Annotated in this window: 18 protein-coding genes and 1 pseudogene; 6 read left to right on the top strand and 13 right to left on the bottom strand. The window is 40.7% G+C overall.

From position 1 onward, the window contains the following. Positions 1-63 precede the first annotated feature (63 nt). The 5 genes and pseudogenes from PZB74_RS15055 to PZB74_RS15040 all read right to left on the bottom strand — a co-directional run bounded on the left by PZB74_RS15055 (position 64) and on the right by PZB74_RS15040 (position 5,887). On the bottom strand, positions 64-4,200 hold the full coding sequence (locus PZB74_RS15055; protein WP_302237464.1) for a tetratricopeptide repeat protein: 4,137 nt from the start codon (positions 4,198-4,200) through the stop codon (positions 64-66). Positions 4,201-4,383: 183 nt separating this feature from the next. Beyond that, a complete protein-coding gene (gene rpmA / locus PZB74_RS15050) occupies positions 4,384-4,647 on the bottom strand; it encodes a 50S ribosomal protein L27 (protein WP_302237461.1) in 264 nt (87 codons plus the stop codon). Positions 4,648-4,682: 35 nt separating this feature from the next. Then, on the bottom strand, positions 4,683-4,871 hold the full coding sequence (locus tag PZB74_RS22645; protein ID WP_367281482.1) for a helix-hairpin-helix domain-containing protein: 189 nt from the start codon (positions 4,869-4,871) through the stop codon (positions 4,683-4,685). Positions 4,872-4,949: 78 nt separating this feature from the next. Beyond that, positions 4,950-5,252, bottom strand: a pseudogene (gene rplU / locus PZB74_RS15045) (50S ribosomal protein L21); the annotation flags it as partial. A 137-nt stretch (positions 5,253-5,389) separates the two neighbouring features. Continuing rightward, on the bottom strand, positions 5,390-5,887 hold the full coding sequence (locus tag PZB74_RS15040; RefSeq protein WP_302237459.1) for a replication/maintenance protein RepL: 498 nt from the start codon (positions 5,885-5,887) through the stop codon (positions 5,390-5,392). A gap of 464 nt (positions 5,888-6,351) precedes the next feature. Between PZB74_RS15040 and PZB74_RS15035 the strand changes: the two genes are divergently transcribed. Together PZB74_RS15035 and PZB74_RS15030 are read left to right on the top strand one after the other, a co-directional pair. Next, positions 6,352-7,347: a ribonucleoside-diphosphate reductase small subunit gene (locus PZB74_RS15035; RefSeq protein ID WP_302237457.1), complete on the top strand. Its 996-nt coding sequence runs from the start codon at positions 6,352-6,354 to the stop codon at positions 7,345-7,347. Positions 7,348-7,402: 55 nt separating this feature from the next. Further along, positions 7,403-9,799: a ribonucleoside-diphosphate reductase subunit alpha gene (locus tag PZB74_RS15030; protein WP_302237456.1), complete on the top strand. Its 2,397-nt coding sequence runs from the start codon at positions 7,403-7,405 to the stop codon at positions 9,797-9,799. 465 nt (positions 9,800-10,264) lie between these two features. Here the strand turns inward: PZB74_RS15030 and PZB74_RS15025 are convergent, their stop codons facing one another. Next, the gene (locus PZB74_RS15025) at positions 10,265-10,720 is read right to left on the bottom strand and encodes a CBS domain-containing protein (protein WP_302237454.1); all 456 of its coding nucleotides are present in this window, start codon (positions 10,718-10,720) and stop codon (positions 10,265-10,267) included. Between the two features lie 185 nt (positions 10,721-10,905). Next, the gene (locus PZB74_RS15020) at positions 10,906-11,910 is read right to left on the bottom strand and encodes a hypothetical protein (RefSeq protein WP_302237451.1); all 1,005 of its coding nucleotides are present in this window, start codon (positions 11,908-11,910) and stop codon (positions 10,906-10,908) included. 429 nt (positions 11,911-12,339) lie between these two features. Between PZB74_RS15020 and PZB74_RS15015 the strand changes: the two genes are divergently transcribed. Continuing rightward, on the top strand, positions 12,340-12,855 hold the full coding sequence (locus PZB74_RS15015; protein ID WP_302237450.1) for a hypothetical protein: 516 nt from the start codon (positions 12,340-12,342) through the stop codon (positions 12,853-12,855). A gap of 129 nt (positions 12,856-12,984) precedes the next feature. Continuing rightward, entirely contained in the window at positions 12,985-13,329 is a 345-nt protein-coding gene (locus PZB74_RS15010) for a YegP family protein (RefSeq protein ID WP_302237448.1), read from the top strand. A gap of 92 nt (positions 13,330-13,421) precedes the next feature. On the opposite strand, the gene cypC is transcribed toward PZB74_RS15010, so the two are convergent. From cypC to PZB74_RS14990, 4 genes are all read right to left on the bottom strand, one after another. Further along, on the bottom strand, positions 13,422-14,669 hold the full coding sequence (gene cypC, locus PZB74_RS15005) for a CYP152 family fatty-acid peroxygenase CypC (protein ID WP_302237445.1): 1,248 nt from the start codon (positions 14,667-14,669) through the stop codon (positions 13,422-13,424). Positions 14,670-14,811: 142 nt separating this feature from the next. Further along, entirely contained in the window at positions 14,812-15,735 is a 924-nt protein-coding gene (locus PZB74_RS15000; RefSeq protein ID WP_302237443.1) for a mechanosensitive ion channel family protein, read from the bottom strand. Between the two features lie 102 nt (positions 15,736-15,837). Then, positions 15,838-16,104: a hypothetical protein gene (locus PZB74_RS14995; RefSeq protein ID WP_302237440.1), complete on the bottom strand. Its 267-nt coding sequence runs from the start codon at positions 16,102-16,104 to the stop codon at positions 15,838-15,840. A 244-nt stretch (positions 16,105-16,348) separates the two neighbouring features. Continuing rightward, the gene (locus tag PZB74_RS14990) at positions 16,349-19,840 is read right to left on the bottom strand and encodes a pyruvate carboxylase (RefSeq protein ID WP_302237437.1); all 3,492 of its coding nucleotides are present in this window, start codon (positions 19,838-19,840) and stop codon (positions 16,349-16,351) included. A gap of 410 nt (positions 19,841-20,250) precedes the next feature. On the opposite strand from PZB74_RS14990, the gene hemA reads away from it, so the two are divergent. Beyond that, positions 20,251-21,540: a glutamyl-tRNA reductase gene (gene hemA, locus PZB74_RS14985; RefSeq protein WP_302237434.1), complete on the top strand. Its 1,290-nt coding sequence runs from the start codon at positions 20,251-20,253 to the stop codon at positions 21,538-21,540. Positions 21,541-21,575: 35 nt separating this feature from the next. Here hemA and PZB74_RS14980 read toward each other — a convergent pair whose 3' ends face one another. Further along, positions 21,576-22,412: a Rossmann-fold NAD(P)-binding domain-containing protein gene (locus PZB74_RS14980; protein WP_302237433.1), complete on the bottom strand. Its 837-nt coding sequence runs from the start codon at positions 22,410-22,412 to the stop codon at positions 21,576-21,578. Between the two features lie 130 nt (positions 22,413-22,542). Here PZB74_RS14980 and PZB74_RS14975 point away from each other — a divergent pair, with 130 nt between their 5' ends. Next, positions 22,543-23,313, top strand: coding sequence for a DUF2797 domain-containing protein (locus PZB74_RS14975; protein WP_302237431.1), 771 nt, complete (start codon positions 22,543-22,545; stop codon positions 23,311-23,313). Between the two features lie 79 nt (positions 23,314-23,392). On the opposite strand, the gene PZB74_RS14970 is transcribed toward PZB74_RS14975, so the two are convergent. Beyond that, positions 23,393-25,351: a transglutaminase domain-containing protein gene (locus PZB74_RS14970; protein WP_302237428.1), complete on the bottom strand. Its 1,959-nt coding sequence runs from the start codon at positions 25,349-25,351 to the stop codon at positions 23,393-23,395. Positions 25,352-25,421 lie beyond the last annotated feature (70 nt).

Raw genomic sequence — 25,421 nt, 5'->3', positions numbered from 1 at the left:
AGCCTAAACTTAATGAATTTTCTACCGGCTTATTTAAACCACAGATAATCTTAAGCTTATATTTTACTCACAATACTTCTTTAAGAAGAACTCCGCACGATCATCCCCTAAGGCCTTAGCCTGTTTCCAATCCTGACAGGCCTTTTCATCGTTCAGCTGATAATAAGCGGAGGCCCTACCTTTGTAATACTGTGCCTGCTCGCTATCAAACTCAATGGCTTTACTAAAGTCTTTGATAGCCCCCTCCACATCTTCCAACAGTATTTTTATGTTAGCACGATCATAGTATGCGGCGGCATCTTCAGGACTACGTTGCAACACCTCGGTATAATCTTCCATCGCCCCTTTGTAATCTTCCAGCTCTTCTTTCAGGTACGCTCTGTTATAATACACATTTACGTTCTCTGGGTCTAGCTTAAGTGCTTTACTAAAATCTGAAAGGGCATTTCTGAACTCATACATGTAGGTATAGGCAGTAGCACGGTCTATATACAATTGAGTATCCTCTTTGTCCATAGTAAGGGCATTAGAAAAATCCACACTTGCCTGTGCGTAATTTTCTCTTTTAAAATGGGCTTTCCCTCTACGATAATAAGTTGACTTTTCTTTGATTCCTCCATCAATAGTCTGGTCATAATAACCAATTGCTATTGCATATTTTTCCAGTTCAAAATAGGCATCAGCCATATAGCTGAGTATTGATGTCGTTGCTTTTTCAGCCAGCTCTACCTGACGTAAATCATTTTTAGACTGCTCAAAGTTTTGTAAGCGAAAATGAGCAATACCTCTGTTTTCATAAGCCAGAATGTAAGCGGAGTCCATAGCAATAGCCTGATCAAAATCAGGAATGGATTGATCATACTGTTTGAGCAGAAATTTCGCTTTACCACGATTGTTATATATTACAGGATCTTGAACGCCCTGGTTGATAGCCTTATCGTAATCTCCGATAGCTGCCTGATAATCTTTTAGACGAAAACGAGTATTAGCCCGCACGGCATATGCATCCCCAAACTCAGGCTGCTTATTGATAGCCATATTTAAATCCTGAAGTGCTTCTTCAAACTCACGATTTTCATAGCGAGCGAAGCCTCGGCGGTAGAAGGTGAGAGCATCGTCTGCTCCCATCTCTATGGCACGATCAAGATCTACAAGTGCTTCCTGAAACTGCTTGAGAAAGAAGCGGGCGTTTCCTCTGCAAAATAATGCAGTGGCGTTAATATACCCCTGATCAATTGCTTTATTAAGATCAGCAATTACTGCCTCATAAGCTGTCCCTTTTTCGCTCTCCGGCTGTGTTTCTGCCAGATAATACTGACTTACCCCACGGCTGAATAATGTGCGCGCATCAGCTGTATTATTTTCTACAGCAGCATTGAGTTCTTCCATAGCCTCAGTGTATGCCTGCGTTTCATATAAAGCAATACCCATTAGCTTACTAATTTCTTTATCCTGGCTATCAAGGTCTCTTGCTTTTTTAAGGTCAGAGATGCTGGCCTCGTAATTCTTTTCTTCAAACTGGCCCTGCCCACGATTAAGGAAAGCCTTTGTATAATCAGGTTTTCTGCTAATGGCCTGATCGTAATCAGCAATGGCAGCAGCATAATTCTGTTGCATAGCTTTAGCTTTTCCTCGGTTGTTATAAATAATAGGCGCTTTTTCTTCGTCTTCGCTTCCTCCGTTTGCCAATGCCTGATCATAAGCGCTCACAGCTCCCTGGAAATCATCTACCAAAAATTTAGCATTACCCCAGTTGTACAGGCTTAGCAAGTCACGAGAGCCTTTAGCCACAGCTTTATCCAGATCTTGTACCGCTGCTTTATAATCTCCGGTAGCAAAGTAGGCATTACCTCTATCTCCATACACCTTGGCAGCATCAGCACCTTTTTCTATTGCCTGGCTCAGGTCACTAATGGCACGCTCATGATTCCCAAGTGCGGCATGGGTATATCCGCTAAATTCAAAAGCCTTACGAGTATCGGCCCCCAGGCTAAAAGCTTTACTCAAGTCTCCCTGTGCTAATTTGAACTCACTACGATAATAGTAAATTTCTCCTCGGTACAGGTAAGCCTGAATCTCATTAAGCCCCATGGTTATAGCTTCTGAAAGATCTTTCTCTGCTTCTTCGTATTCAGCAATTTCAAATCGGGCATACCCCAGATATTGATAAAGCCGAAGATCTGAAGCACCCATATCACTGGCCCTTCTTAAGTTTTCTACGGCTTTGTTCTGTTCTTTGAGCATATAGTAAGTCATCCCTTTGCCTAAGTATGCTTCAGCAAAGCGATTCTTTTTCTGGCTGGCCTTCTCAAAATCTGCTAGCGCTTTGTCTGGCTGTTGCTCTGTAATATAGATTTGTCCTCTTTTCAGGTAGATATCAGCATTGGCAGCGCCTAAACGGATGGCCTGCTCCAGATCGCTTAAAGCTCCTGTACTTTCTTTCTGTTTCATACGCATAGCAGCCCGGTTTATGTATGCGAGTGTATCCTGAGTTCCGAGGTCTATAGCCTGGTTTAAATCGTCCAGTGCAGACACCTCTTGCAAATTATACTTGGCGTTTCCTCTTAGTAGATATACTTCTGCACCCGTAGCCCCAGCTGATATTGCTTCAGTAAGTGCACTTACAGTCCCTTTGTAGTTCTTTAGCGCATACTCGGCTTTTCCCAGATTTGTGTAAGTTAGTGCGTCACCCATGCCTTGTTCCACCGCCTGCTTCAGGTCAGGTAAGGCTGAGCTATATTCAGTGAGTGCTACTTTAGCATTAGCACGACAATAGTATAGTTCCGGAGATTTTTCTCCTTTTTCCATTGCTTTAGAAAGATCTGCAACGGCTTCCTGATATTGCTTAAGGTAATATTTACTTTTTCCTAAACCGGCATAAGTTCTGGCATCGTTGTTTCCCTGGTCAAGTACAGATTGATAATCTCGAAGTGCCTCTTTATAACTTTCTTGAGCATAAAGAATATCCGCTCTGCTCAGGTACAGCTCCGTATCTTTAAGACCTGCGGAAATTGCCTTATTTAGATATTTCAATGCATTCTCAGCATCTTCTTTCTGATAGTAGGCCTGTCCTAACATTCCATCTACTTCTGGCGATGAAGGAGCATTTAGCAGCGTAGCGATAGCTTTATCTAACTGTTTTTCAGCAAAATACGCACTTCCTAATGCTTCAAACACCTTCGTGTCATTTGCCCCTTGCTCTACAGCCTTTTCCAGAGCTTCTATAGTCTTTTTTGCTTTGTTAAGTGCAGAGAATGATAAACCTAACTTAGTAAATAGTTCTGCACCATCAAGCTGCTCTCCACTCGCGCTTTCTACTTTTTGTAAGTCTTGTATGCTCTGCTCATACTGCTTAAGGGCAAAGCGAGCATAACCTCTTTTCAAATAAAGTTCAGGAGCTTCTATTCCACCCTGCTGAGCCTTTTCTAGAGCCTGTATGGCTTCAGCATAATTTTGTCTCGCATAAAGTGCAGCGCCCCTATGCATCTGCTGCTCCGCTTCCAGACTTCCTAATGCAGCCGCTTTATTAAGATCAGCAATCACACTCTCCCATTGCTTAAGGTGGTAATACGCGCTCGCACGATTAGTCCAGGCTTTTTGGTAACTCTCTTTTAACTTTACCGCTTCGCTAAAGTCTGCTATGGCTGCCTGATAATCCATAAGAAGCAATTTTGCTTTTCCTCTATTGTTGAAGACAATTTCATCCTTATAGCCTGAAGAAACGGCCTGATCGTAGTCTTTTATAGCTTCTTGGTATTTTTCATACATGAAGTAAATGTTTGCCCGAAAGTAATATGCCCGTGCATCACTAACCCCTTCCTGTATTGCTTTACTCAAATCATTAATTGCTTCTTTGTATTCCTTCTTATCATAAAGGCACAGGCCCCGGTAAAAAAACACATCTGCATTGTATGCCCTAAACTCTACAGCTTTGTTAAGATCGGCTAGTGCGGCTTCCAGTTTATTTAATTGGTAATTGGCAATTCCCCTCCCCTGATAGGCTTCAGGGCTTTTGGTATGGGCCACTATGTGCTGCGTAAAGGCAGTTTTGGCCTCAGAGAATTGTTCGGATTGCAAGAGGCTATTTCCTTGCGAAAGATAGTCTACGGAGTCTTGCCACAATACGAAAGCCTGGGCAGGACTGATCACACTTTGCCATGCAAGAGTGAATGTTAATACAATTAGAAAACGCTGTATCATACTGAATCTGTACCTTTGTCTCTTCTCAACGGTTAAAGCCAAATTTAATTTTTCAGATACAGTCAGTCTTGGTAAAAAGCGGTATTTCTATTGGTCGTAAGTTTCGGAGAGTGATTGAGGGGAATAAAAAAAAGCTCTGACGTATTTGTCAGAGCTTCTTAGGCTTTAGTGTCTTGTCTGTAATTAAGCCTCAGCTACAGGCTCAACATGTACGTAAGAACGGTTCTGCACTCCTTTCTTAAATACTACTGTACCATTAGAAAGAGCAAAAAGGGTATGGTCTTTACCAATACCTACGTTCTTACCAGGGTGGTGCTTAGTACCGCGCTGTCTTACAATAATATTTCCAGCTACTACATCCTGCCCCCCGAATATTTTTACGCCTAGGCGTTTACTTTCCGAATCTCTACCGTTTTTCGAACTACCGGCTCCTTTTTTATGTGCCATGGTATCGTATTTTTATAAGTTAAACTTTTTTTAAATTACTTAAGAAGTTCTTTAGCCTGACCTACCCAGTCTTCGCTTTTAATCAGGTCTACAGTGATTCCATCAATCTCAGCAAGCTTTTCCATATCAGCTTCCGTTAGTTCGCTAATTTGCTTGTAAGTGGTGAAACCTTTCTGGTTGATCTCCTTTTCGTAGGCAGGGCCAATACCACTGATCTTTTTCAGATCATCTTTGCCACTGTCTTTAGCTTCCTGCTTGGGAGCTTCTTTTTTCTTGGGAGCAGCCTTCTGCCCGCTTGCCAGAATATCCTCTATAAGGATTTTGGTATAATTCTGACGGTGACCCTGAGTCTTTTTGTATCCTTTTCTTCTTTTCTTTTTGAATACAATGACTTTGTCACCACGACCGTGATCTTGGATAGTACCGGTTACTTTAGCACCGCTTACTACAGGTGTACCCACCTCTACGCCATTATCATCTCCTAAGAGGAGGACACGGTCAAACTCGACGGAAGCGCCTGTTTCGCCTGCTACAGAAGGAGCATATACGAACTGGTCTTTTTTTACTTTGAATTGCTTTCCGGCTATATCAACGATTGCGTACATTTTGGTAATTTTTGTCAATTGAGGCGCAAATATAGAACTTAGTACTTGTTAATACAAATTCAGACGCTGCTTAGTTTGTGCTTTGTCAAAAATTATCTGTTAAAGGGCTAAATGACTGAATACCACAGCGCCTCCAACTATATTATTGACAGTTGTCGCGCCATAGCTTCGGCCTCTTGCTTTGTGTAGGCCAGTTCCTGGTATTTTACCATCAGATCTCTTTTTTTAGCACCCTCTCCCCGAGAAACATAACGAGGAGATACTATATAAACAGATTGAGCTTTTTTTCTAAGAAAATCTATATCCAGTAAATAAGCTATTGTTTCTGAAATGGTACGCTGGCTGGTTTTAGTTTCTTCTGCTATCTCGCGATACTTGCCTATAAAAAGGTGAGTCTGGCTATCTATACTATTAAGTATATAAAGTAGCACTTTTTTCTTCCCCTTACCAAATTCACGTGAGGCCTGTAGCAGGTCTGGTAAAAAGGTAAGGTAAAAATGTGTGTTCTTGTAAATAGGTTTTTCTACGATGGCGAACTCGCGTTCTTCTCCGGTTTCAGCATTTATCCAGCGCTCATAGCGGATAGTATCTTTTGCTTTCTGTACCCTAAGCGCTTTATTCATTTTATCTTCCATGACATACAGCGGTTTCTCCGTAAAATCAACTAAAGGATTTGCTTTCATAAAAAAAAGCAAAAATCTCAAAAGTTAAAAGCGAGTTCTTGTATTTTTTATCAAAAAATTTTCAGCTTTAGTGAACCGAATATTGAGATAATTATCTATATAAAAATCCCACCCTCATTTCCAAACCTATGTAAGGGCTATTTTTAACAAAAATTCTTAAAACACACAAAAACTTTATAACACACTGAATTATAGACTTTTAATATAAATCACCTAAACTTAAATATTAGTTTTTGATCTAACCAAAAAACTCGAAAGAGTTAAATCGACTTTTTCTTTCGAAGCTAAATAAACATATTTGTCTTACAGCAATAGCAATTATCTCTTTTAGTAATTTTTTAAACATTTCAGGAGATAATGCTTTCATTTAAGTATAGAAAATACCTGTAAGTCTATAACCATAAAAGCAGATTGATATGGACCAGAAAACATTAGAAGCGCAAGAACCTATCTTGCAGGAAAACCCAAATCGTTTCGTACTATTTCCTATAGAACATCCTGATATATGGCAGTGGTATAAGAAAGAAGAAGCCAGCTTCTGGACTGCCGAAGAAATAGACCTGAGCCAGGACCTTAAAGACTGGGAGAATATGACGGATGATGAGCGTCACTTTATCTCTCACGTACTGGCATTTTTTGCCGCCAGCGATGGTATAGTAAACGAGAACCTTGCGGAAAACTTTGTTAACGAAGTACAGTATACTGAGGCTAAGTTTTTCTACGGCTTCCAGATTGCGATGGAAAACATCCACTCTGAAACCTATTCTTTGCTGATTGATACTTATATCAAAGATCCAAAGATCAAAAATAAACTTTTCCGCGCGGTAGAAACTATGGACTGTGTGAAAAAGAAAGCAGACTGGGCTCTACGCTGGATTGATGAAGGTAATTTTGCAGAAAGACTGGTAGCCTTTGCCGCAGTGGAGGGAATTTTCTTTTCAGGCAGTTTCTGTTCTATCTTCTGGCTTAAAAAGCGCGGACTTATGCCCGGACTAAGCTTCTCTAACGAACTTATCTCTCGTGACGAAGGGCTGCACTGCGATTTTGCCTGCCACCTGTACAATCATCACCTGATTAATAAACTATCCAAAGAAACAGTGACCAAAATTATCACTGATGCGGTAGCTATTGAAAAAGAATTTGTGACTGATGCTCTTCCGGTAAGCCTTATCGGAATGAATTCAGACCTGATGTGCCAGTATATTGAGTTTGTTGCCGACAGACTATTAGCAGAACTAGGTTGCGATAAGGTCTATAAGTCCAGCAATCCTTTTGACTTCATGGAAATGATTTCTCTTCAGGGTAAGACCAACTTCTTTGAGAAGCGTGTGGGCGAATATCAGAAAGCCGGAGTGAAAAACAGCTCTGAAGACCAGGGCAAGCCTAAATTCTCTCTAGATGAGGATTTCTAAGCCCACACACTAAGCGTTCATTATAAAATATTTACAACTATAATTCCCAAACTATATGCTAGTAATCAAAAGAGACGGCAGGCGTGAGTCGGTCAAATTTGACAAGATTACGGCCCGGATAGAGAAACTCTGCTACGGCCTGGACGTGAATTACGTATATCCGGTTGAGGTTGCAAAAAAAGTAATTTCCGGTATTTACGATGGAGTAACTACCGTAGAACTAGATAACCTGGCAGCCGAAACCGCTGCTACACTCACCGTTAAGCATCCAGACTACGCAGTGCTTGCTGCTCGTATTGCTATCTCTAACCTGCATAAGGTTACCAGTAAATCGTTCTCTAATACAATGAAGCGTCTTTATAAGTATGAAGACCCTAAAACCGGAGAACATGCTCCCCTGATCTCTAAAGAGACTTACTCGGTAATTAAGCAGCACGCAGCATTATTGGACTCGTCTATTATCTATAGCCGCGATTATAATTACGATTATTTCGGTTTTAAAACCTTAGAGCGCTCTTACCTGATGAAACTGGGCGGTAAGGTAGTAGAACGTCCTCAGCATATGCTAATGCGTGTAGCAGTAGGTATCCACGGAGAAGACATAGAAAAAGTAGTAGAAACCTACAATCTATTGTCTGAAAAGTGGTTTACTCACGCTACTCCTACCCTCTTTAATGCGGGTACTCCTAAACCTCAGATGTCGTCTTGTTTCCTGCTCACTATCAAAGAGGATTCTATTGACGGTATTTACGATACCCTTAAGCAATGTGCTCAAATTTCGCAGTCTGCTGGTGGTATTGGCCTTAGCATTCACCACGTACGTGCTACTGGCTCTTATATCCGCGGTACCAATGGGGTTTCTAATGGTATAGTGCCTATGCTGCGTAATTTTGACATGACCGCCCGTTATGTAGATCAGGGTGGCGGTAAGCGTAAGGGTAGTTTTGCCATTTATCTGGAACCCTGGCATGCTGATATCTATGACTTCCTGCAACTGAAGAAAAATCATGGTAAGGAAGAGCTTCGTGCTCGTGACCTTTTCTACGCCATGTGGATGCCTGACCTGTTTATGAAACGCGTGGAGAGTAATGAAGAATGGTCACTCTTCTGCCCTAACGAAGCTCCCGGCCTGTACGACAGCTATGGCGATGACTTTGAAAAACTTTACGAAAAATATGAGCGCGAAGGTAAAGCCCGTCGTACCGTAAAAGCTCAGGATCTGTGGTTTGAGATACTAGAATCTCAGATTGAGACTGGCACACCTTATATGCTGTATAAGGATCATGCCAACCGTAAGTCTAACCAAAAGAACCTGGGTACTATACGTTCGTCTAACCTCTGCACAGAGATTATGGAGTACACCTCTCCAGATGAAGTAGCAGTGTGTAACCTGGCTTCTATCTCGTTACCTAAATTTGTGACAGAAGATGGCCATTTTGACCACCAAAAGCTTTACGAGATTACAAAAGTTGTGACTCGTAACCTGAATAAGGTGATCGACGCCAATTACTATCCAGTAGAAGAAGCACGTAACTCCAATATGCGCCATCGCCCTATTGGTATTGGTGTACAGGGGCTAGCTGATGCGTTTATTATGCTAAAAATGCCTTTTGAGTCTGAAGAGGCTAAAGGTTTGAACAAAGACATTTTTGAAACCATCTACTTTGCCGCCATGGAAACATCTATGGAACTGGCACTGGAAGAAGGTCCTTACGAAACTTTTAAAGGTTCACCGGCATCCAAAGGCATTTTCCAGTTTGATATGTGGGGTGTAACTCCTGATAGTGGACGCTGGGACTGGAATAGTCTGAAGCAGAAAGTTAAGAAAAACGGAGTACGTAACTCATTGCTTCTGGCTCCTATGCCTACCGCATCTACTTCTCAGATTTTGGGTAACAATGAGTGCTTTGAGCCTTATACTTCCAACATATACACCCGCCGTGTATTGTCTGGGGAGTTTGTGGTAGTAAACAAACACCTGCTGAAAGACCTGGTAGAGCTTAACCTATGGAATGAGAGCATGAAGAACCGACTGATTGCTGAAAACGGTTCTATCCAGAATATAGATGACATTCCTCAGCACCTAAAGGACCTGTATAAAACTACCTGGGAAATTTCTCAGAAGGCAATTATTGATATGGCCGCTGACCGTGGTGCCTTTATTTGCCAGAGCCAGAGCCTGAACATACACATGCAGGACCCTAACTTTGGTAAACTGACTTCTATGCATTTTTATGCGTGGAAGAAAGGACTAAAAACAGGCATGTATTATCTACGTACCAAGGCAGCCACCGATGCTATCAAGTTTACTGTAGACAAGGCTGCACTGGAGCAACCGCAAACGGTAACCCAGCAACAGATGGCTGCAGTTAGCGACCACCGAGCACAAAATCAATCTGATATGCAGTGCTCACTGGACGATCCAGATAACTGCGAAGCCTGCGGAAGTTAATTCCCCTCACTCTAAAGCGTTGACAAACTCCTGTCAGCGCTTTTTTTATTTACAAGACTTGACTCAAAATCTCTTCATCAGTATCGTTTAGAGATAGTTTTTTAGAAACCCGGCAAATAAAATCAGGGAGATACGTAAAATCACATTTGTATTTGTAAGCTGTTTTCAAGTCAGACCAGAAATGTTTGTTGAGGCACTTATGCTAGACAAACTACATCAATTAGCGCATGCATTGTTAAAATATGGGTCTGCTATTTTCTGAGAAAATAATATGATTAGCATAGCAAACTCAGCATCAAACAGAAGTTACGGATACTTGATGAAGTTCCATTAAAATGATAATATGTCAGGCTTCTGTTAGTCCGCAAAGTTTAAGGGTGACTGCTGTTCGTTAGTTTATAGCAGTCACGACATTCATTAAAAAATCAGCTAAGGACTCAAAAATACGATGTTAAAACATAGTGCCTACCAGGTAGTGCTTTTTGTCTCGCGAATGGCTTTAAGAATATCTCTCCTACTTACCTGTCCAACTAAACGTCCGTTGTGCACTACCGGAAACTTCCTGAAGTGTGTAGTCAAAAATTCGTTAGCTACATCCAATATGTCATGCTCAGTAGTCACAGTTTTTACTACCGGAGACATATAATCAGCTACCGTTCTGTCATGGTTAGGCATATTGTTATATGCACTGTCTACGATCAACCTCAGGCAGTCTTTTTCTGTTAGCATACCCACAATAGCGCGATCATTATCCAGCACCGGTGCACCGGTAAGCTTATTATCCAGAATAATGTTGATCGCCTCGTCTATTGAAAGGTCGGCGCTTAGGGTAAGCTCATCAGAAGCCATAAACTTAACTACGGAAGGGAAACTCATACCGTTGGCTTTAGGCTTCTCTAACTTTTGTCCAGTGAAATTCATGGCTTTGATATTAAAGTTTGAGAAAAAAATTGAAATGATATAGAAAGCTAATACAAGCAATCCACCACTAGATTTTACAAAAAAACTAGCAGATTTGCAAATATGCCTACCCCACTTCAATTTAAACTTACACACCAAGCTTAAAACACCTTCGCTCCTACACTAATCCATACAAAAGGCTGAGATTACCCCTGCACACCTAACAATTCAGGAGGGGCAGAAGCAATCTGAGCCCCCAAAGCTGTCAGACCCATAGCCTCCATCATCAACTGATTCTGGCTCTGCTTTTTTAGCTTATTTCTTTTGGATATAGTCCCTGGCTTTTGCCTAAAAAGATGAGCATGCGACAGCACTTTGTTTGAAGTAGTAGCTAGCTGCCGTTTTCGTTTCTCTTTATGTCGGAATTTTCCTTTAGGCCAGGGCACTGCCTTGGCTCTATAAGTGCCACGATTTACCTTTTGCTTCGTTTTTTGCCCTTCGGGCACTACCTCTTGTCTTTCAAAGGCAGATATACTGTAAGTAGTGTGGGCATCAGTACCTGCAAATACGCTGGCATATTCCACCACAATATCAGAAGGCCCAGCAAGAGGCTCACTATTCCAGGGCTCACCTCTACTGCCTATCGGCTCGGAAGAATTTACTTCTTCTGTATACGCTAAGGCGGACTCTTCAATTGCCTCTTGAGCTATTTCTAAAGCGTAATGATAGCTGATTGGCTTTTGCTCCTGCTCCTGCTCACTCTCTTCCGTACCAGACTCAGTGTAAACCCACTGCTCCATCTGAAAGTAATCTTCGCTAGGGCTCTCAACTCCTCTAGCAGAATGTTTTTCAGCTTTCTGTTCAGCTACTAATAGTGCCTGTACAATTTCAGGTGTACAAACTTTAGCTTCCCTGCGCTGAGGTAAAAGTGAAGCTTTTTCTACGGGAAGAGAACAGCAATACTGCTTATCTACTATTCGTGGGGGAGTAGTTTTAAGCACTACTGGAGGATCATAACTGTAGATGACCTGGCTTTTGAAAGCCCTTTCTTCTTCTGCAAGCCCTATTTTTTTGATTTGTCCCCAGATATGATTCCAGGTATCATTATAAGGCTCCTTAACCCTCACAGTATGGTGTATCCCTCTGGGTTTAGCATCAGCGTAGTTAACTGATCCCTTCTCACGGTTAGGTAATTTAAAAATGTTTCTCATCTCTGATACTTTTCTATAAATATCTACATGTAAAGATAATGTAAGATTTTTTAATTATTAAATTATTTTAATAAAATATTATATTATTCTAAATAATAACATTGCTAAAGCTTAAAAATTTGCTGTAAAGTTTAAATATAAACTTAAGAACTGATCATAAAATGAAATACATATATAGGCAGTAATATCAGTATTAGGTCATTGTCTGCATGATTATTAGTAAATGTTACGCAGGTGAGAAATATCGGACTGAGGTAGAAAAAATACTATTTGCGTCAGTTTAGGAAAAACTTACCCATTAGTGTCTTGCAGGTGACATTAACAGCACAAATACAAGCATTCCCTACTCTTAACCATCTGAATGACAATATTTTACAGCATAGAAGCGTATCTAAATCAATCATATAATAAGCTGTAAACATTGAGGTTATGACTATTTCCAAAGTATACACAACTGCCTTTACACTATTGCTTTTGAATTTGGTATCGGCCTGTACACAAGAAGAAGATTTAATGTTGCCCGAAGAAGAGCAAAAACCCTTATATCCAAATGTAGATGAAGCCCTGTACCAGTACTTTAGCCGTTTTGAAGAGGAAGCCCGTGCCAGAGGTTTTAATTATGATCTGACCAACTTAGAGATAAGTGCCAGCATTGAAGAAATTGAACAAGAACATATAGCGGGACAATGTGCTTGTAATCGCTTTCGTAGCCCCAGAAAGGTAACTATTGACAGAAGTTTCTGGAATCGTGCCAGCGACTTATACAAAGAGTTTATTATTTTCCATGAGTTGGGGCACTGTGTGCTAGATCGCAGGCATCTGGAAAGTAGCCTGCCGAATGGTGCTTGCGCAAGTATTATGCGAAGCGGTAATAGCGAGTGCCTGGATAACTATGATTTGTTAAGCAGAGATTTTTACGTAGATGAACTATTTACATTACACTAGATGAGGTACCCAGCTTTTAGCTAAATAAAAGTACGCATGAATTATATAGGTATTTAGTCTATAAAAATTAGTGTTTTTTATCAGACTTACTTAATTTATAGCATCATCCACCCTAATAAATACTTCACTATGGGAAAATTTATCATTAGCAAACGGAAAAATGGAGAATTTCAATTTACCCTTAAAGCAAGCAATGGTCAGGCTATTCTCAGTAGCGAAGGGTACAAGACCAAGACAAACTGTTTGAAAGGTATAGCATCTGTTCAGAAAAATGCTTTGAATGAGAAAAGGTTTGAGAAGAAAACTTCTTCTAATGGTAAGCATTACTTCAACCTTAAAGCCAGTAATGGCCAGGTGATTGGTTCCAGCCAGATGTATGCTTCTGAGGGCTCATGCGATAAAGGTATAGATTCTGTACAGACCAATGCCCCCCAGGCAGTTACTGACGATCAGTCGGCAGCTGTACCCGCCTAGGATAATCAATTTAGGTTAGCATAGAAAATAATACCCACCTGCATTAAGGGTGGGTATTTTTGTGTAAACAGACTAATTAAGCTAGTTAAGCATTATTTCAGCCTTACATTACTGAGTATAAACCCACTATGAGGCAATGCAGGCATACGATCCAGGCTGTATTGAAAATCCTGCTCAGGAACATCATATTCCAGATGGTTTACAAGTATATCTAAAGCTACCTTCATCGCACCTATGGTAACCCACTCACCAGCACAACGATGGTTCGTCAAAAAATCACCTCCTCCCTGTGGAATAAAGTTGTATTTACTCTCATCCCATTCTCTAAAACGTTCCGGAAAGAAAACCTCAGCCTTCTGCCAGTACTTTTCTCCACGGTTTGTACCATAAACATCCAGCAAAACCAATCTGTCTTTAGTAAATTGGTGTCCTTTCCATTCAAATTCCTCCAGTACCCTGGCGCCTAAAAACGGCGTAAAAGGATAAAAGCGCCTAACTTCCTGCACAAAATCTTCCATATCCTGATCGCTTCCGTGTTGAAGTTTTTTCCTGTACTGAGGATACTGAAAGAGCGCCAGCGCAAGAAAAGTATCATACCAGGCTACAGCTACTAAAGGACGAAGAATATTGAGGAGTTCAACTGCCGCAATCTCTGGGTCTAAAAGTTCACCATTTAAGTCCTGATGGTGCGAAAACATGTGTAATGCTGTACCTTCCTGAGCTTGGATTTGGTTAGCTCGCACCTGAATAATCAAATGTTTTACCCATTGCTCTGACCTCTGGCGGGCTAACCTACCTTTGATATTCCTTATCCCTACACCTCCAAAAGCATCTACCATCATTGCCAAATCATCTGCCCTTTGAGTTAGCTTTTCTTCTGAAAGAGGAACACCAGCCCAAGCACATGCTGCCCGGCACATAACCACCTTACTCTCTTCAAAAATTACAAGCTGCTCTTTGTTGCTCCATTTTTTTATTTGCACTAGCCACTCTGCGCGAACCAAATGCATCAGGTCTTTTACTCTCTCATGACTCATTAAAGACATAAAAGCCTGTTTACGGTGTTGGTGTGCTTCGCCATCCAGTCCTTGTACGCCCCCTTCTCCAAACAGAGTCCTTTGTATCCTTTTGGGAGTAGCTCCTTTACGCTTAAATTTCTGAGGGTCATAAAAAATACCAGCTGCATCCTGCCCCTGAATACAAACTGCTTTCTCTCCTAACACTCGGGTTTCAAAAATATCAGATTGAAACTCTCTGCACCGTCTTTCTATAAAAGTGTAACCATCTTTAAGGATAGCAAGTGTGCTATCTAACTTTGGATCAGAAGGAATTGTAGTCATAAAAAATTAGTTTAAAGTTTAAAAAAATAGGGCAATGCCTTCTAACTAATACCCTTACTTACCTAATATTATCCATAAAAAAAGCAATGTCCAAAAGGAAACTGCTTGTTTTGATTATTTGCAAACCTCTAGTTTAGATATGCTAAGCACCATCAGTTTGTCTGGGTTTGCCATTATTATGGTGCAAAACCATTTCCGAAAGCTTTTCTCCTCCTTTAATACCAAAATCCAGTGTACGTATAGGGAAAGGAATCATAATATCATGTTCGTTATATGCAGCTTGAATAGCCATAATAGCATCGCTTAAAGCCTGTAGATAGTCAGGCTGTTTAGGAGATTTAGCCCAGAAGCGTACCGAAAAATTAATAGAGCTATCACCAAATTCATTGTAAAAGAGAGTAACCTCTCTACTCTTATCTATACTGTCCAGAGCGGAAACCGCGTCAATGGTTACTTTTTTCACTTTTGCCAGGTCATCGCCATAAGAAACACCCACTCCCAAATCTACTCTTCTTTCGCTGGTACGAGTATAGTTGGTAACCACATTTTGGAAAAGCTGCTTATTAGGAATTAAAACTTCTAATCCCTGAAAAGTACGTATGGTAGTAGTTCTCAAATTAATTTCACTAACAGTACCCATATGCCCATCATTTTCAATAATATCCCCTACTTTAAAGGGTTGGCGAAAAGCGATAAGAACACCGGAAATGAAGTTGGCAGCAATATCCTGGAAGGCAAAACCTAAGGCTAAACCGATGATACCTACTCCTGCAAGCAAAGATGTAACAGTTTTATCCAGGTCAAGTATGCCCAGCGCTACAAATATACCCGCTATTAAAAAGCCGATAAAAATAATGTTAGAAAACAGGTTTTTAACTGCTTCGTTAGAAGATACACGCTGAAAAAGGTTGACAGCTCCCTTACGTGCCAAACGCGCTATTACATAAAAAATGACCACAATCAGAATAGCTACCACCAGGTTGGGCAACATAGCTATCAGATCTGTGATCCACCCTTCTACCTTTTCTGTTACTAATTTTAAAGGGTTTTCAATATTAAATTCCATTGGAGAGGGTTCGTTATGAAAAGAAAAGAGCCGACTGGGCTCTTTTCTTTGAAATTCATTCTGTAAAATGAAATCGCAGTGAGCTCATTTAGGCTCCAGGTTTTATAAAGTGATGTACTTCTTTCTCTTTTTCGCCTGCTTCAAAGAGCTTTGGCTCTTCTTAGCGTATTCTGAAAGAAGCTCACTTACAACGTCCAGCACATTGTAGATGCCTTCGTTAATCGTTTTTTCTACATCCGATTTTAAACGGCTACTGTCTTTGCTAAATCTTTTGCGAGTTCTGGCTTTGGTGCTGCCATCTTGTGAAAAGATGATACTAGCAGCAACTCCAGCCAATGCAACGGTTAGGATTCCTGTCAAAAATCTCATTTTGATTAAATTATAGGTTAAAAAAGTGATTTCAGTAAAAAAATGATGGCCAGTACACATATTTTTCAGTGCCACAGGGCTCCCGTATTATAGAATACTGGCATATATGTCTTTTAACCACCTTACTACATATTTGTTGGGTAAGAAAAGTGATTTACCCATAATTTTTGGTTTGCACTGCATTAGACAATAAAAAAAGACGTGCAGTTTTACACGTCTTTTTGCAATATGCCTCTTATAAGATTTATTCAAACTCAACTACCAGATCATCCTGCTCCACCATAACTCCACTTTCAAGGTAGATTTTTTTGATTACTCCGGCATGAGGAGCAGAGATGGTAGACTCCATTTTCATTGCTTCTATAACAAATAAAGGAGTACCCTCTTCTACCTCCTGTCCGGCCTTTACCATGATACCTGAAAGCCTGCCTTGAAGAGGAGCACCAATTTCGGTTTCGCTGTCTTTCTCTGCTTTACGATGTTGTTCAACCTTCACCTGAAAGTTTTTATCTTTTACACTTACTCTTCTAGACTGACCATTCAGCTCAAAAGTAACATTACGGAAACCTTCGTCATCAGGCTCGGAGATAAAGAGCAGTTTAATCATGATGACTTTACCCTCACTGATGTTGACCAGAATTTCTTCTCCGTACTGAAGACCGTAAAAGAAAGCTGGAGTGGGTAAAGATGACATATCCCCATAGACCTTCATATGGTTATAATAGTCTTCATACACCTTAGGATATAACTTATAAGATAAGAAATCCAGTATGGTCCTTTCCTCTCCCAGGCGCTGCTGAAACTCCGTAAACTCTTTATCAAAATCTATAGACTCCAGATGCTCATTCGGACGATCTGTATAGGCTACCTCTCCTTTGAGCACTGCCTTCTGTACCTCTGCCGGAAAACCTCCATAGGGCTGCCCTAGATCACCTTTAAACAAACTGATTACTGATTCAGGGAAAGACAAGTTTTTGCTATTGTTCAGTACATCCTCTACAGTGAGGTTGTTGGAAGCCATAAAAATAGCCATATCTCCCACCACTTTAGAAGAAGGCGTCACTTTTACCAACTCTCCAAAAAGTTTGTTTACAATAGCATAATTCTGCTTGATGGTCTCAAACTTATGCTCCAGCCCCATGGCTACAGCCTGAGGTCGTAAGTTAGAATACTGTCCTCCGGGTATTTCATGCTCGTAAACTTCAGCAGTGCCAGCTTTAAGTCCAGACTCAAAGGGGTAATAATATTCCCTTACTGCCTCCCAATAGACGGAGTACTCATTAAGAGATTTCAGGTTGATAGGCTGCTCCCGCTCGTGCCCCTGCATCATAGCTACTACAGAATTAAAGTTGGGTTGCGAGGTTAAGCCTGACATGGCTCCTATGGCTACATCTACTACGTCTACCCCGGCTTCAATAGCTTTGACATAGCTTGCTGTTTGTATAGAAGAGGTATCATGCGTATGGAGATGAACAGGCAAGTCTACCGCTTTTTTCAGTTCACTTACCAGCAGCTCTGCAGCATAAGGTTTAAGTAATCCTGCCATATCTTTAATGGCCAAAATGTGGGCTCCTTCATCTTCCAGCTGGCGGGCCAGGTCCAGGTAGTATTGCAGCGTATATTTTTTATTGTCGGGCGACATAAGGTCACCGGTATAGCAAATTGCAGCTTCGGCTAGGGCATTGGTTCGCTCACGTATAGTACGTAGGCTGGTTTTCATAGCGGTTACCCAGTTTAGCGAATCAAAAACACGGAAGATATCTATACCATTTTCGGCAGCTTTCTCAATAAATTTTTCTATCAGGTTATCTGGATAGGCTTTGTAACCCACTGCATTAGAACCTCTAAGCAACATCTGTAGCAATATATTTGGTACTGCTGCTCTTATTTTCTGTAGACGTTCCCAAGGGTCTTCATGCAAAAAGCGCATACTCACATCAAATGTAGCCCCGCCCCATACTTCCATAGAAAAAACCTGCGGATGATGCTTGGCAAAGCTTTCGGCAACCTTTAGCATATCCAGACTCCGCATACGGGTTGCTAGCAATGACTGATGTGCATCTCTAAATGTAGTGTCGGTATACTGTATCTTTTTTTCCTGCTTAAGCCAATCTACAAACTTTTCACGGCCCAGGCTTTCCAACTTATTTTTGGTACCTTCCGGATAGGGTACATACTGATAGTTAACCTTTGCGCCGCTGGCGGGCTCATCCATTAACTGAGAGGGAAGAATAGGCGTGCGAAACGATTTATTGGGATCCATAAATCGCACATTCGGATTACCATTTACGGTAACATCAGCCAGATACATCAGGGTGCGGGTAGCACGGTCCAGCCCTTCCCTTATGCTGAACAGCTCGGGCTTACTTTCAATAAAGTTAACCGTAGCCTCTCCTCTGTAGAAGGTGGGGTGCGAAATCACATTAATCAGAAAGCCAATATTGGTTTTTACTCCACGGATTCTAAACTCTCGCAAAGTTCGCTGCAAACGCTGGGAGGCTCCTTTGAGTGTACGCCCGGTAGCAGAAATTTTAACTAGCATAGAGTCGAAGAAGGGTGATATGGTTACACCCGGATAAGAGCTACCTTCGTCTAGTCGTATTCCAAATCCGCCGGCATTCCGATAAGCAATGATGGTACCATAGTCAGGACGGAAGTTGTTTTTAGGATCTTCTGTAGTAACTCGGCACTGTATGGCAAAGCCTTGTATTTTGATGTCTTCCTGTTTGCGGATAAATATACGCGGATCAGCCAGCTTACGCCCCTGCGCTATTAATATTTGAGAGCGAACAATATCTATTCCGGTAATTTCTTCCGTAATGGTATGCTCTACCTGTATACGCGGATTAACTTCAATAAAATATATACCTTCATTTTTGTCTACCAGAAACTCTACCGTACCTACATTATTGTAGTTAACCGAGCGAGTAATCTGTAAGGCATATTGATAGAGTTTATCTTTGGTCTCCTGCTTCAGGTTAGAAGAAGGAGCTACTTCTACCACTTTCTGAAAACGACGCTGCACAGAACAGTCGCGCTCGTACAGGTGGACTATGTTTCCATAGTTATCTCCCATTATCTGCACCTCTATGTGCTTAGGCTCTTCAATAAATTTTTCTAAAAATACAGTATCGTCACCAAAAGCTTTTTTAGCTTCACTTTTAGCTTCTGAGAAAGCGTTTTTGAGACTTTTAGCATCTCTGATTACACGCATACCACGCCCTCCGCCACCAGCAGCGGCTTTTAGCATAACCGGAAAACCAATGCGCTCTGCTTCTTTCAGAGCAATCTCTTCGTTGACCAGAGTTTCTTTACTATCTTCAATCACCGGCACTTCTGCGTTGAGGGCAATTTTTTTGGCGGATACTTTATCCCCCAACTGCTCCATCACTTCAGGCTCAGGACCTACAAAGATGATTCCCTCTTCGCGGCAGCGGCGAGAAAGCTGTACATTTTCTGAAAGAAATCCATAGCCTGGGTGTATTGCATCTACATTCTGGCGTTTGGCTAAAAGTATAATTTCTTCTATATCCAGATAAGGCTTAAGGGGTTCATTATCTTCTCCAATCTGATAAGCCTCATCTGCTTTGTAGCGGTGTAAAGAATAGCGATCCTCATAAGTGTATATGGCTACCGTTCTAATTCTGAGTTCTGAAGCAGCTCGCAAAATTCGGATGGCAATCTCACCACGGTTGGCCACCAATATTTTATTCAATGGCTTTAGGTCGTCTGGCATGTGTGTAGGTTTGTAATGATTAAAAAATGATAAGTATTAGCCATTAAAATTATAAAATTTATTGCAAATACCTTAGTCGTTTATCATAACACATACTTATAGCTATGTACAAAGTATCAAAATGATAGGATTACAACTTACTATTGCCCGCCCTTATCTTAATTTTGTTCAAAAACTGACTTTTATCATTTTAGAATAGCTCACTAAGTATTTGTTTTGTATCAGAATGCTCAGTTTATTAATATTCTTATGCTTCATTGAACCTAAATTAAAGAGGATCACGTTGTAAAAGTGAATCATATGAAGGCAAAACAATCATTTATAATCATTCTAAATTAACTTTCTGAGTAGTCTTAATTTTAAAGTTCAAGGAACTGAAATTATCTTTGCCTATTGAGTTTATTGTCATTATGCAAAACAACTTCAAATTAATAAGCTTAACATACAAGAATAGCCCTATTGAGATTCGTGAGAGGGTAGCTTTAAATGATCAGGAGATCACTAGCCTGCTTCGTAAGTTCAAAGAAGTTATTAGCATAACTGAAGCCTTAGTGCTTTCTACCTGCAACCGCACAGAAGTTTATTATACCGCAGAAGAAGATTTTAGTGACGAGATTATCAAACTCATCATCATTGAAAAAGGTCTGATTGACCTGGCCAATCTCAGCGACTATTTTGTAAGATACAATGATGAAAAAGAGGCAATGCGCCACCTTTTTCATGTAGCTACCGGCCTGGAGTCTCAGGTGGTGGGCGATATGCAAATCTCTAACCAGGTAAAGCGTGCTTACCAGGCCTCTGCTGATATGGAGATGGCTGGTCCCTTCCTTCATCGCCTGTTACATACTATCTTTTTTACCAACAAACGAGTAGTGCAGGAAACTCCCTTCCGCGATGGTGCTGCCTCTGTATCCTATGCTGCTTCTGAACTCGTTTTTGACCTGGCAAATGAGATCATCAATCCTCGGGTTCTGGTTATAGGTCTGGGTGAAATTGGTGCTGATGTTTGTAAAAATATTGGTGACTCCGACAATATTGATAAGCTTTTTAAAGTAACTGTAATTAACCGTACGCACGAAAAAGCTGTAAATATGGCGACACAGTACGGTTTTGCAACCTGCCTTTACGAAGAGGTACATGACGCTATTTTAGAAGCTGATATAGTTGTATCTGCCGTATCTCTTCAATCTCCTCTTATTACTAAAACTCTGTTTGATAACAGAGAGCATCTGAGTTACAAATACCTGATAGACCTTTCAGTACCTCGCAGCATAGAAGCTGAAGTAGAAAATGTACCAGGTGCACTGGTTTATAATATAGATGATATTCAAAATAAGGCGGATGAGGCACTCCGTAAGCGTATTAACGCTATTCCGCATGTAAAGGCAATCATAGAAGAAACACTGGTAGATGTGGAAGGCTGGATGCAGGAGATGGAAGTTTCACCTACTATTAATCGTCTTAAAAATGCTTTGGAGCAAATTCGTCAGGAGGAAATTTCTCGCTACCTGAAAAATATGGATAGCAAAGAAGCAGACTATATTGAAAAGATCACCAAGGGCATGATGCAGAAAATCATCAAACTGCCGGTACTTCAGCTCAAAGCCGCCTGTAAACGTGGCGAGGCAGAAACCCTAATAGACGTGCTCAACGACCTTTTTGATCTGGAAAAACAAAATACTACCAAAGCCGGAAAATAATTATCCGGCTTCTTTTTTTTCCTCAGCCTACCCTTTCAGGACTTATCTATCACCGCTTCCGGATCAGGATAAATAAAAGTATAATTTAACTTCTTTTTGAGTTTACTACTGTCAACTTCTTTGTAGGCCGAAGGCGCTGTCTCATTAAACCTTGGAGCTTCCAGACCTATACTGGCTGTTGCTTTGCTATAAAAGTGCTCTTTTTCAGGGTGTTGATCAGCACAGGCATTAAATACTTCTCCCCAGGCACTTTGCTTTAATATTTCGCTGATGATATTAATACAATCATCCTGATGAATGAGGTTTACTTTGTCGCTACCATTGCTATCCAGGTATTTTCCTGCCAAAAAACGTCCAGGATTTCGCTCGCTATCAAACAAGCCACAGAAGCGGAGGATACTTACCTCAAACCGCTGCTGATTTTGCAGTATTTGCTCTGCTTTTAAAAGTGCTTCCCCTGAAGCACTTAGCTCACCACCTGCTTCTTCTTCATTCACCTTACGATTTAGGTTAGGGTAAACTGAAGTGGAGCTGACAAACAGAATCTTTTGCACAGGAGTATCATCCGCAATTTTCAATACTTCCTCTATCAAAGCAGGGTAGGTAGTCACAATTTCTAGCTGCTTTCTGGAGGGAGGTATGTTCAAAATCAGTACTTCGCTATCAAAAAAAGCAGACTCAAAATCCTGGTTAATTTCAGGACTTATACTAATCAGGAAAGGCTCTATACCATGATCTGACATTACCGGCATTTTGTCTGGGGTAGTAGTAGAGCCTTTAATAGCGAACCCCTTATCTAATAAAAAAGTAGCTAAAGGGAAGCCCAGCCAGCCACAACCCATAATACTTACTGTAATTTTCTCTTTGTTCATAAATACGATATTTTCTATATCCGTAAAATGTAGGATGGGGTTTATTTTTCCTTCTAAATTGCTGTAATTTGCCAACCTATATCACTAAAAAAATATATATCCCGTGACATACGAAGGCAATTTACTGAAAATGCGTGTTGCATTAGGAGAACCTGTTCAATATACGTTAAAGCTGGAGGAAGATGAAATTGATATGAATCAGTTGATAGGGCAGGACATTCATATTGCTTTTGATGGAAGAATAAACTGTATTAACTGTGGGCGTGCTATTAAAAAAGCCTATGGGCAGGGATTCTGCTACCCTTGCTTTATCAATGCTCCCCAAAACTCAGAGTGTATTATTCGGCCTGAACTGTGCCGTGCTCACCTGGGCGAAGGCAGAGATGTGGAATGGGAGGAGAAGCACCATATGCAACCTCATATCGTTTACCTCGCTCAAACAGATGCTATAAAAGTAGGAGTTACTCGTGATGTACAGGTGCCCACCCGTTGGATTGACCAGGGAGCCCGTAAGGCATTACCCATCGCTGAAGTCCCCTATCGTTATCTTGCAGGCCTGATAGAAGTTTCATTGAAAGCACAGTTTACTGACAAAACCAATTGGAGGAACATGCTTAAGAATATTACTAAAGAAGGTCTTCATCTGGAAGAAAACTGCGCTACGGCTCATCAGAATATACCGGAAGACTTACAGGAATACGTACTGCAAGAGTGCCCTATTACTGAAATTAGTTACCCAGTGCTGGAATACCCCACCAAAGTAAAAAGCCTGGGACTAGATAAAAACCCTGTTATTTCTTCAAAACTTTTAGGGATACGTGGACAATACTTAATCCTGGAAGATGGGCAGGTAATTAATATAAGAAACCACAGCGGCTACTACATTAGCTTATCGGTTTAATAAGGCTTATCAATAATAGAACCCTCACATAGATTGAAGTCCGTTTATTGCCCTTGAGAAGTAAACGGACTTAATTTATCTATTCTGTTTTGTCTGGCTTGAGTACAATATTTTGTCCCTGTTTATCTATCATTTCTGCATAGAAGCTTCTTAGCTCCTGATACTCTTCAACCGAATAGCTTACCTTACTCAGCTGTAGCAGCGCGGAAACCTGTACTGTACTCCCATTAACTTTAGACATGCTACTGTAAGTAATTCCCTTTTGAGGGGTAGACAAACTAACATCTTCGGGCAGTTCATCTACTACATAGCCTTCTGGTAACATGAAGGTGAAGTTATACCTATGAACTTTTCTCAACCCAAAATTAACTGGGTAGTATCTTTCAGGCTTATTAAATGGATTTTCCTGTATTATCCTTTCATAAGGGTTAATGTAAATAAGATCTCCCAAGGCTTCTGCTTCGTAGCTGGTATTATAGGTAATAATTAAAGGCTTGTTTTTATCTTCCAGATTCAGAAAAGCAAGGTCTTTCATCTCTGCATTTTGCTCTAGCTGTGCCTTGTTCTGAAGAATAACTTTTCTTGCTTTAATGGCGGAATACTCCCTGAAAGATTCTCTAACCTGCGCAGTATAAGCTTGTTGCTCTTCATCTAACTGTAGGAAAATGTAAGTATCTTCAAAATCAAGTCCCTGTTGTGTAACATTCAGCCATTGTTCTTCTTTAGCATCTTCATCAGCTACCAGCGCATAGCCATTCAGGCAGGGTTCGCTAATCATACCAAAAGGTAGGTCAGGGTCTATAGCGTCTAACAAATAGCCCTGGCCATCAATCTGGGCATAGACCAAAGCACTGTTAAACTGATCAAGTAACGGAAATTTAGTAGTAATAGCTCCATGATCTTTGGTACTTACTAAGGCCGGATAGGCTTCTATACCCGCCTCTCTAAGCATAACAAGCAAAAGAGCATTGATATCTGAGCTGTTACCTTCCTTGGCTTTTAAGAACTGCCTGATTGTAAGCGAAGGTGCATAAGCATACCTATCATTCCAAGCATAGTTTTGTTGCACATAAGTGTAAATTGCTTCTGCTTTAGCCTGCTCAGTAGTCAGGCTAGCGGTTAATTCTTCAACAATATCCTCAGTTACATCCTTTTTAAAGTTTTTACCATAGTGAGTAATATCCATCAGGTCTTCTATCAGTTGAGGCCAGTTGGTCATATAATCCTTGACCCTACGCCCGGGATAATTCACTTTAGAGAGCTGAAACATCACCTTTGCTATATAATCTTCACGAGTAGTCATGTACTCTTCATGCTCATACGCAGGCAGGTCTTTCATAGCCCAATGGAACTTCATGTTCTGGTAAGTATAGTTACCAAGATGATGCTCGTTTTTATCCAGCTCCACTTCCTGTATCTCCAGATCAAAATAGCCTTGCTTAAGAATCATATATTGATAAAAAGCAGGAACTGTAAGTCTATATTCACTCCACTTTACAGGTATGTTGCGTTGAAATTTCCAATCGTCTAGCTTAAGTAAAAAGGGCGACTCTACGGTATACCGATATTCTAAAACACACCCTTCTTTAATGTTGGGTAAAGCAAACTTGATCTCTCTCCAATATTCATTAATATCCTCTTCGTAAACGGCCTCTTTTTCCAGTTCATCTCTTTGTATCATTCCGTTTTCCAGATTATAGACAAAGCCATCTAGTCTGCGGTAGACCTCTGTGCGGTTAAAGCCATCGTTGTAGAGGGGAATTTTTACATTACCCCATTCGTACGCTGCTTTATCATAAATTTTTATTCTTACGGTATGCTCTGTTACTACTCTAAAACCAATATTATCCAGATATTGGAAGGAAGTTTCTCCATTTTCGTACAGTACTGCGGCCGCGGCGGTAGAATCCTTATCATAATGTGTTTGACGTAATTCTTCGGCTGTCACTTTTCCAAAAGTAATAGACTGCGCCAGAGTAGAATTAGTGAAAAAAGAGGGTATACCCGCAATAAGCAGAAGGGTAAATATTTTTCTCATAGCTTAACAATGTGTAATCCACTTCAATAATATGAAAAATCACACAAAAAGTTAAACTTATCAAGTAAAA

The organism is Porifericola rhodea, from assembly GCF_030506305.1.
Lineage (GTDB): Bacteria > Bacteroidota > Bacteroidia > Cytophagales > Cyclobacteriaceae > Catalinimonas > Catalinimonas rhodea.
Note: the sequence above shows the minus strand (reverse complement) of the source record. Positions and strands in the feature narration are given on the sequence as shown.

Bases quoted from the DNA above. Each gene is read 5' to 3' on its own strand.
- PZB74_RS15000 (WP_302237443.1), bottom strand. From the start codon at position 15,735: ATGGAATTTAATATTGAAAACCCTTTAAAATTAGTAACAGAAAAGGTA.
- PZB74_RS14980 (WP_302237433.1), bottom strand. From the start codon at position 22,412: ATGAACAAAGAGAAAATTACAGTAAGTATTATGGGTTGTGGCTGGCTG.
- rpmA (WP_302237461.1), bottom strand. From the start codon at position 4,647: ATGGCACATAAAAAAGGAGCCGGTAGTTCGAAAAACGGTAGAGATTCG.
- PZB74_RS15030 (WP_302237456.1), top strand. From the start codon at position 7,403: ATGCTAGTAATCAAAAGAGACGGCAGGCGTGAGTCGGTCAAATTTGAC.
- PZB74_RS15010 (WP_302237448.1), top strand. From the start codon at position 12,985: ATGGGAAAATTTATCATTAGCAAACGGAAAAATGGAGAATTTCAATTT.
- PZB74_RS15020 (WP_302237451.1), bottom strand. From the start codon at position 11,910: ATGAGAAACATTTTTAAATTACCTAACCGTGAGAAGGGATCAGTTAAC.
- PZB74_RS14975 (WP_302237431.1), top strand. From the start codon at position 22,543: ATGCGTGTTGCATTAGGAGAACCTGTTCAATATACGTTAAAGCTGGAG.
- PZB74_RS15025 (WP_302237454.1), bottom strand. From the start codon at position 10,720: ATGAATTTCACTGGACAAAAGTTAGAGAAGCCTAAAGCCAACGGTATG.
- PZB74_RS15040 (WP_302237459.1), bottom strand. From the start codon at position 5,887: ATGGAAGATAAAATGAATAAAGCGCTTAGGGTACAGAAAGCAAAAGAT.
- PZB74_RS14990 (WP_302237437.1), bottom strand. From the start codon at position 19,840: ATGCCAGACGACCTAAAGCCATTGAATAAAATATTGGTGGCCAACCGT.
- PZB74_RS14995 (WP_302237440.1), bottom strand. From the start codon at position 16,104: ATGAGATTTTTGACAGGAATCCTAACCGTTGCATTGGCTGGAGTTGCT.
- PZB74_RS15015 (WP_302237450.1), top strand. From the start codon at position 12,340: ATGACTATTTCCAAAGTATACACAACTGCCTTTACACTATTGCTTTTG.
- PZB74_RS15055 (WP_302237464.1), bottom strand. From the start codon at position 4,200: ATGATACAGCGTTTTCTAATTGTATTAACATTCACTCTTGCATGGCAA.
- PZB74_RS14970 (WP_302237428.1), bottom strand. From the start codon at position 25,351: ATGAGAAAAATATTTACCCTTCTGCTTATTGCGGGTATACCCTCTTTT.
- hemA (WP_302237434.1), top strand. From the start codon at position 20,251: ATGCAAAACAACTTCAAATTAATAAGCTTAACATACAAGAATAGCCCT.
- cypC (WP_302237445.1), bottom strand. From the start codon at position 14,669: ATGACTACAATTCCTTCTGATCCAAAGTTAGATAGCACACTTGCTATC.
- PZB74_RS15035 (WP_302237457.1), top strand. From the start codon at position 6,352: ATGGACCAGAAAACATTAGAAGCGCAAGAACCTATCTTGCAGGAAAAC.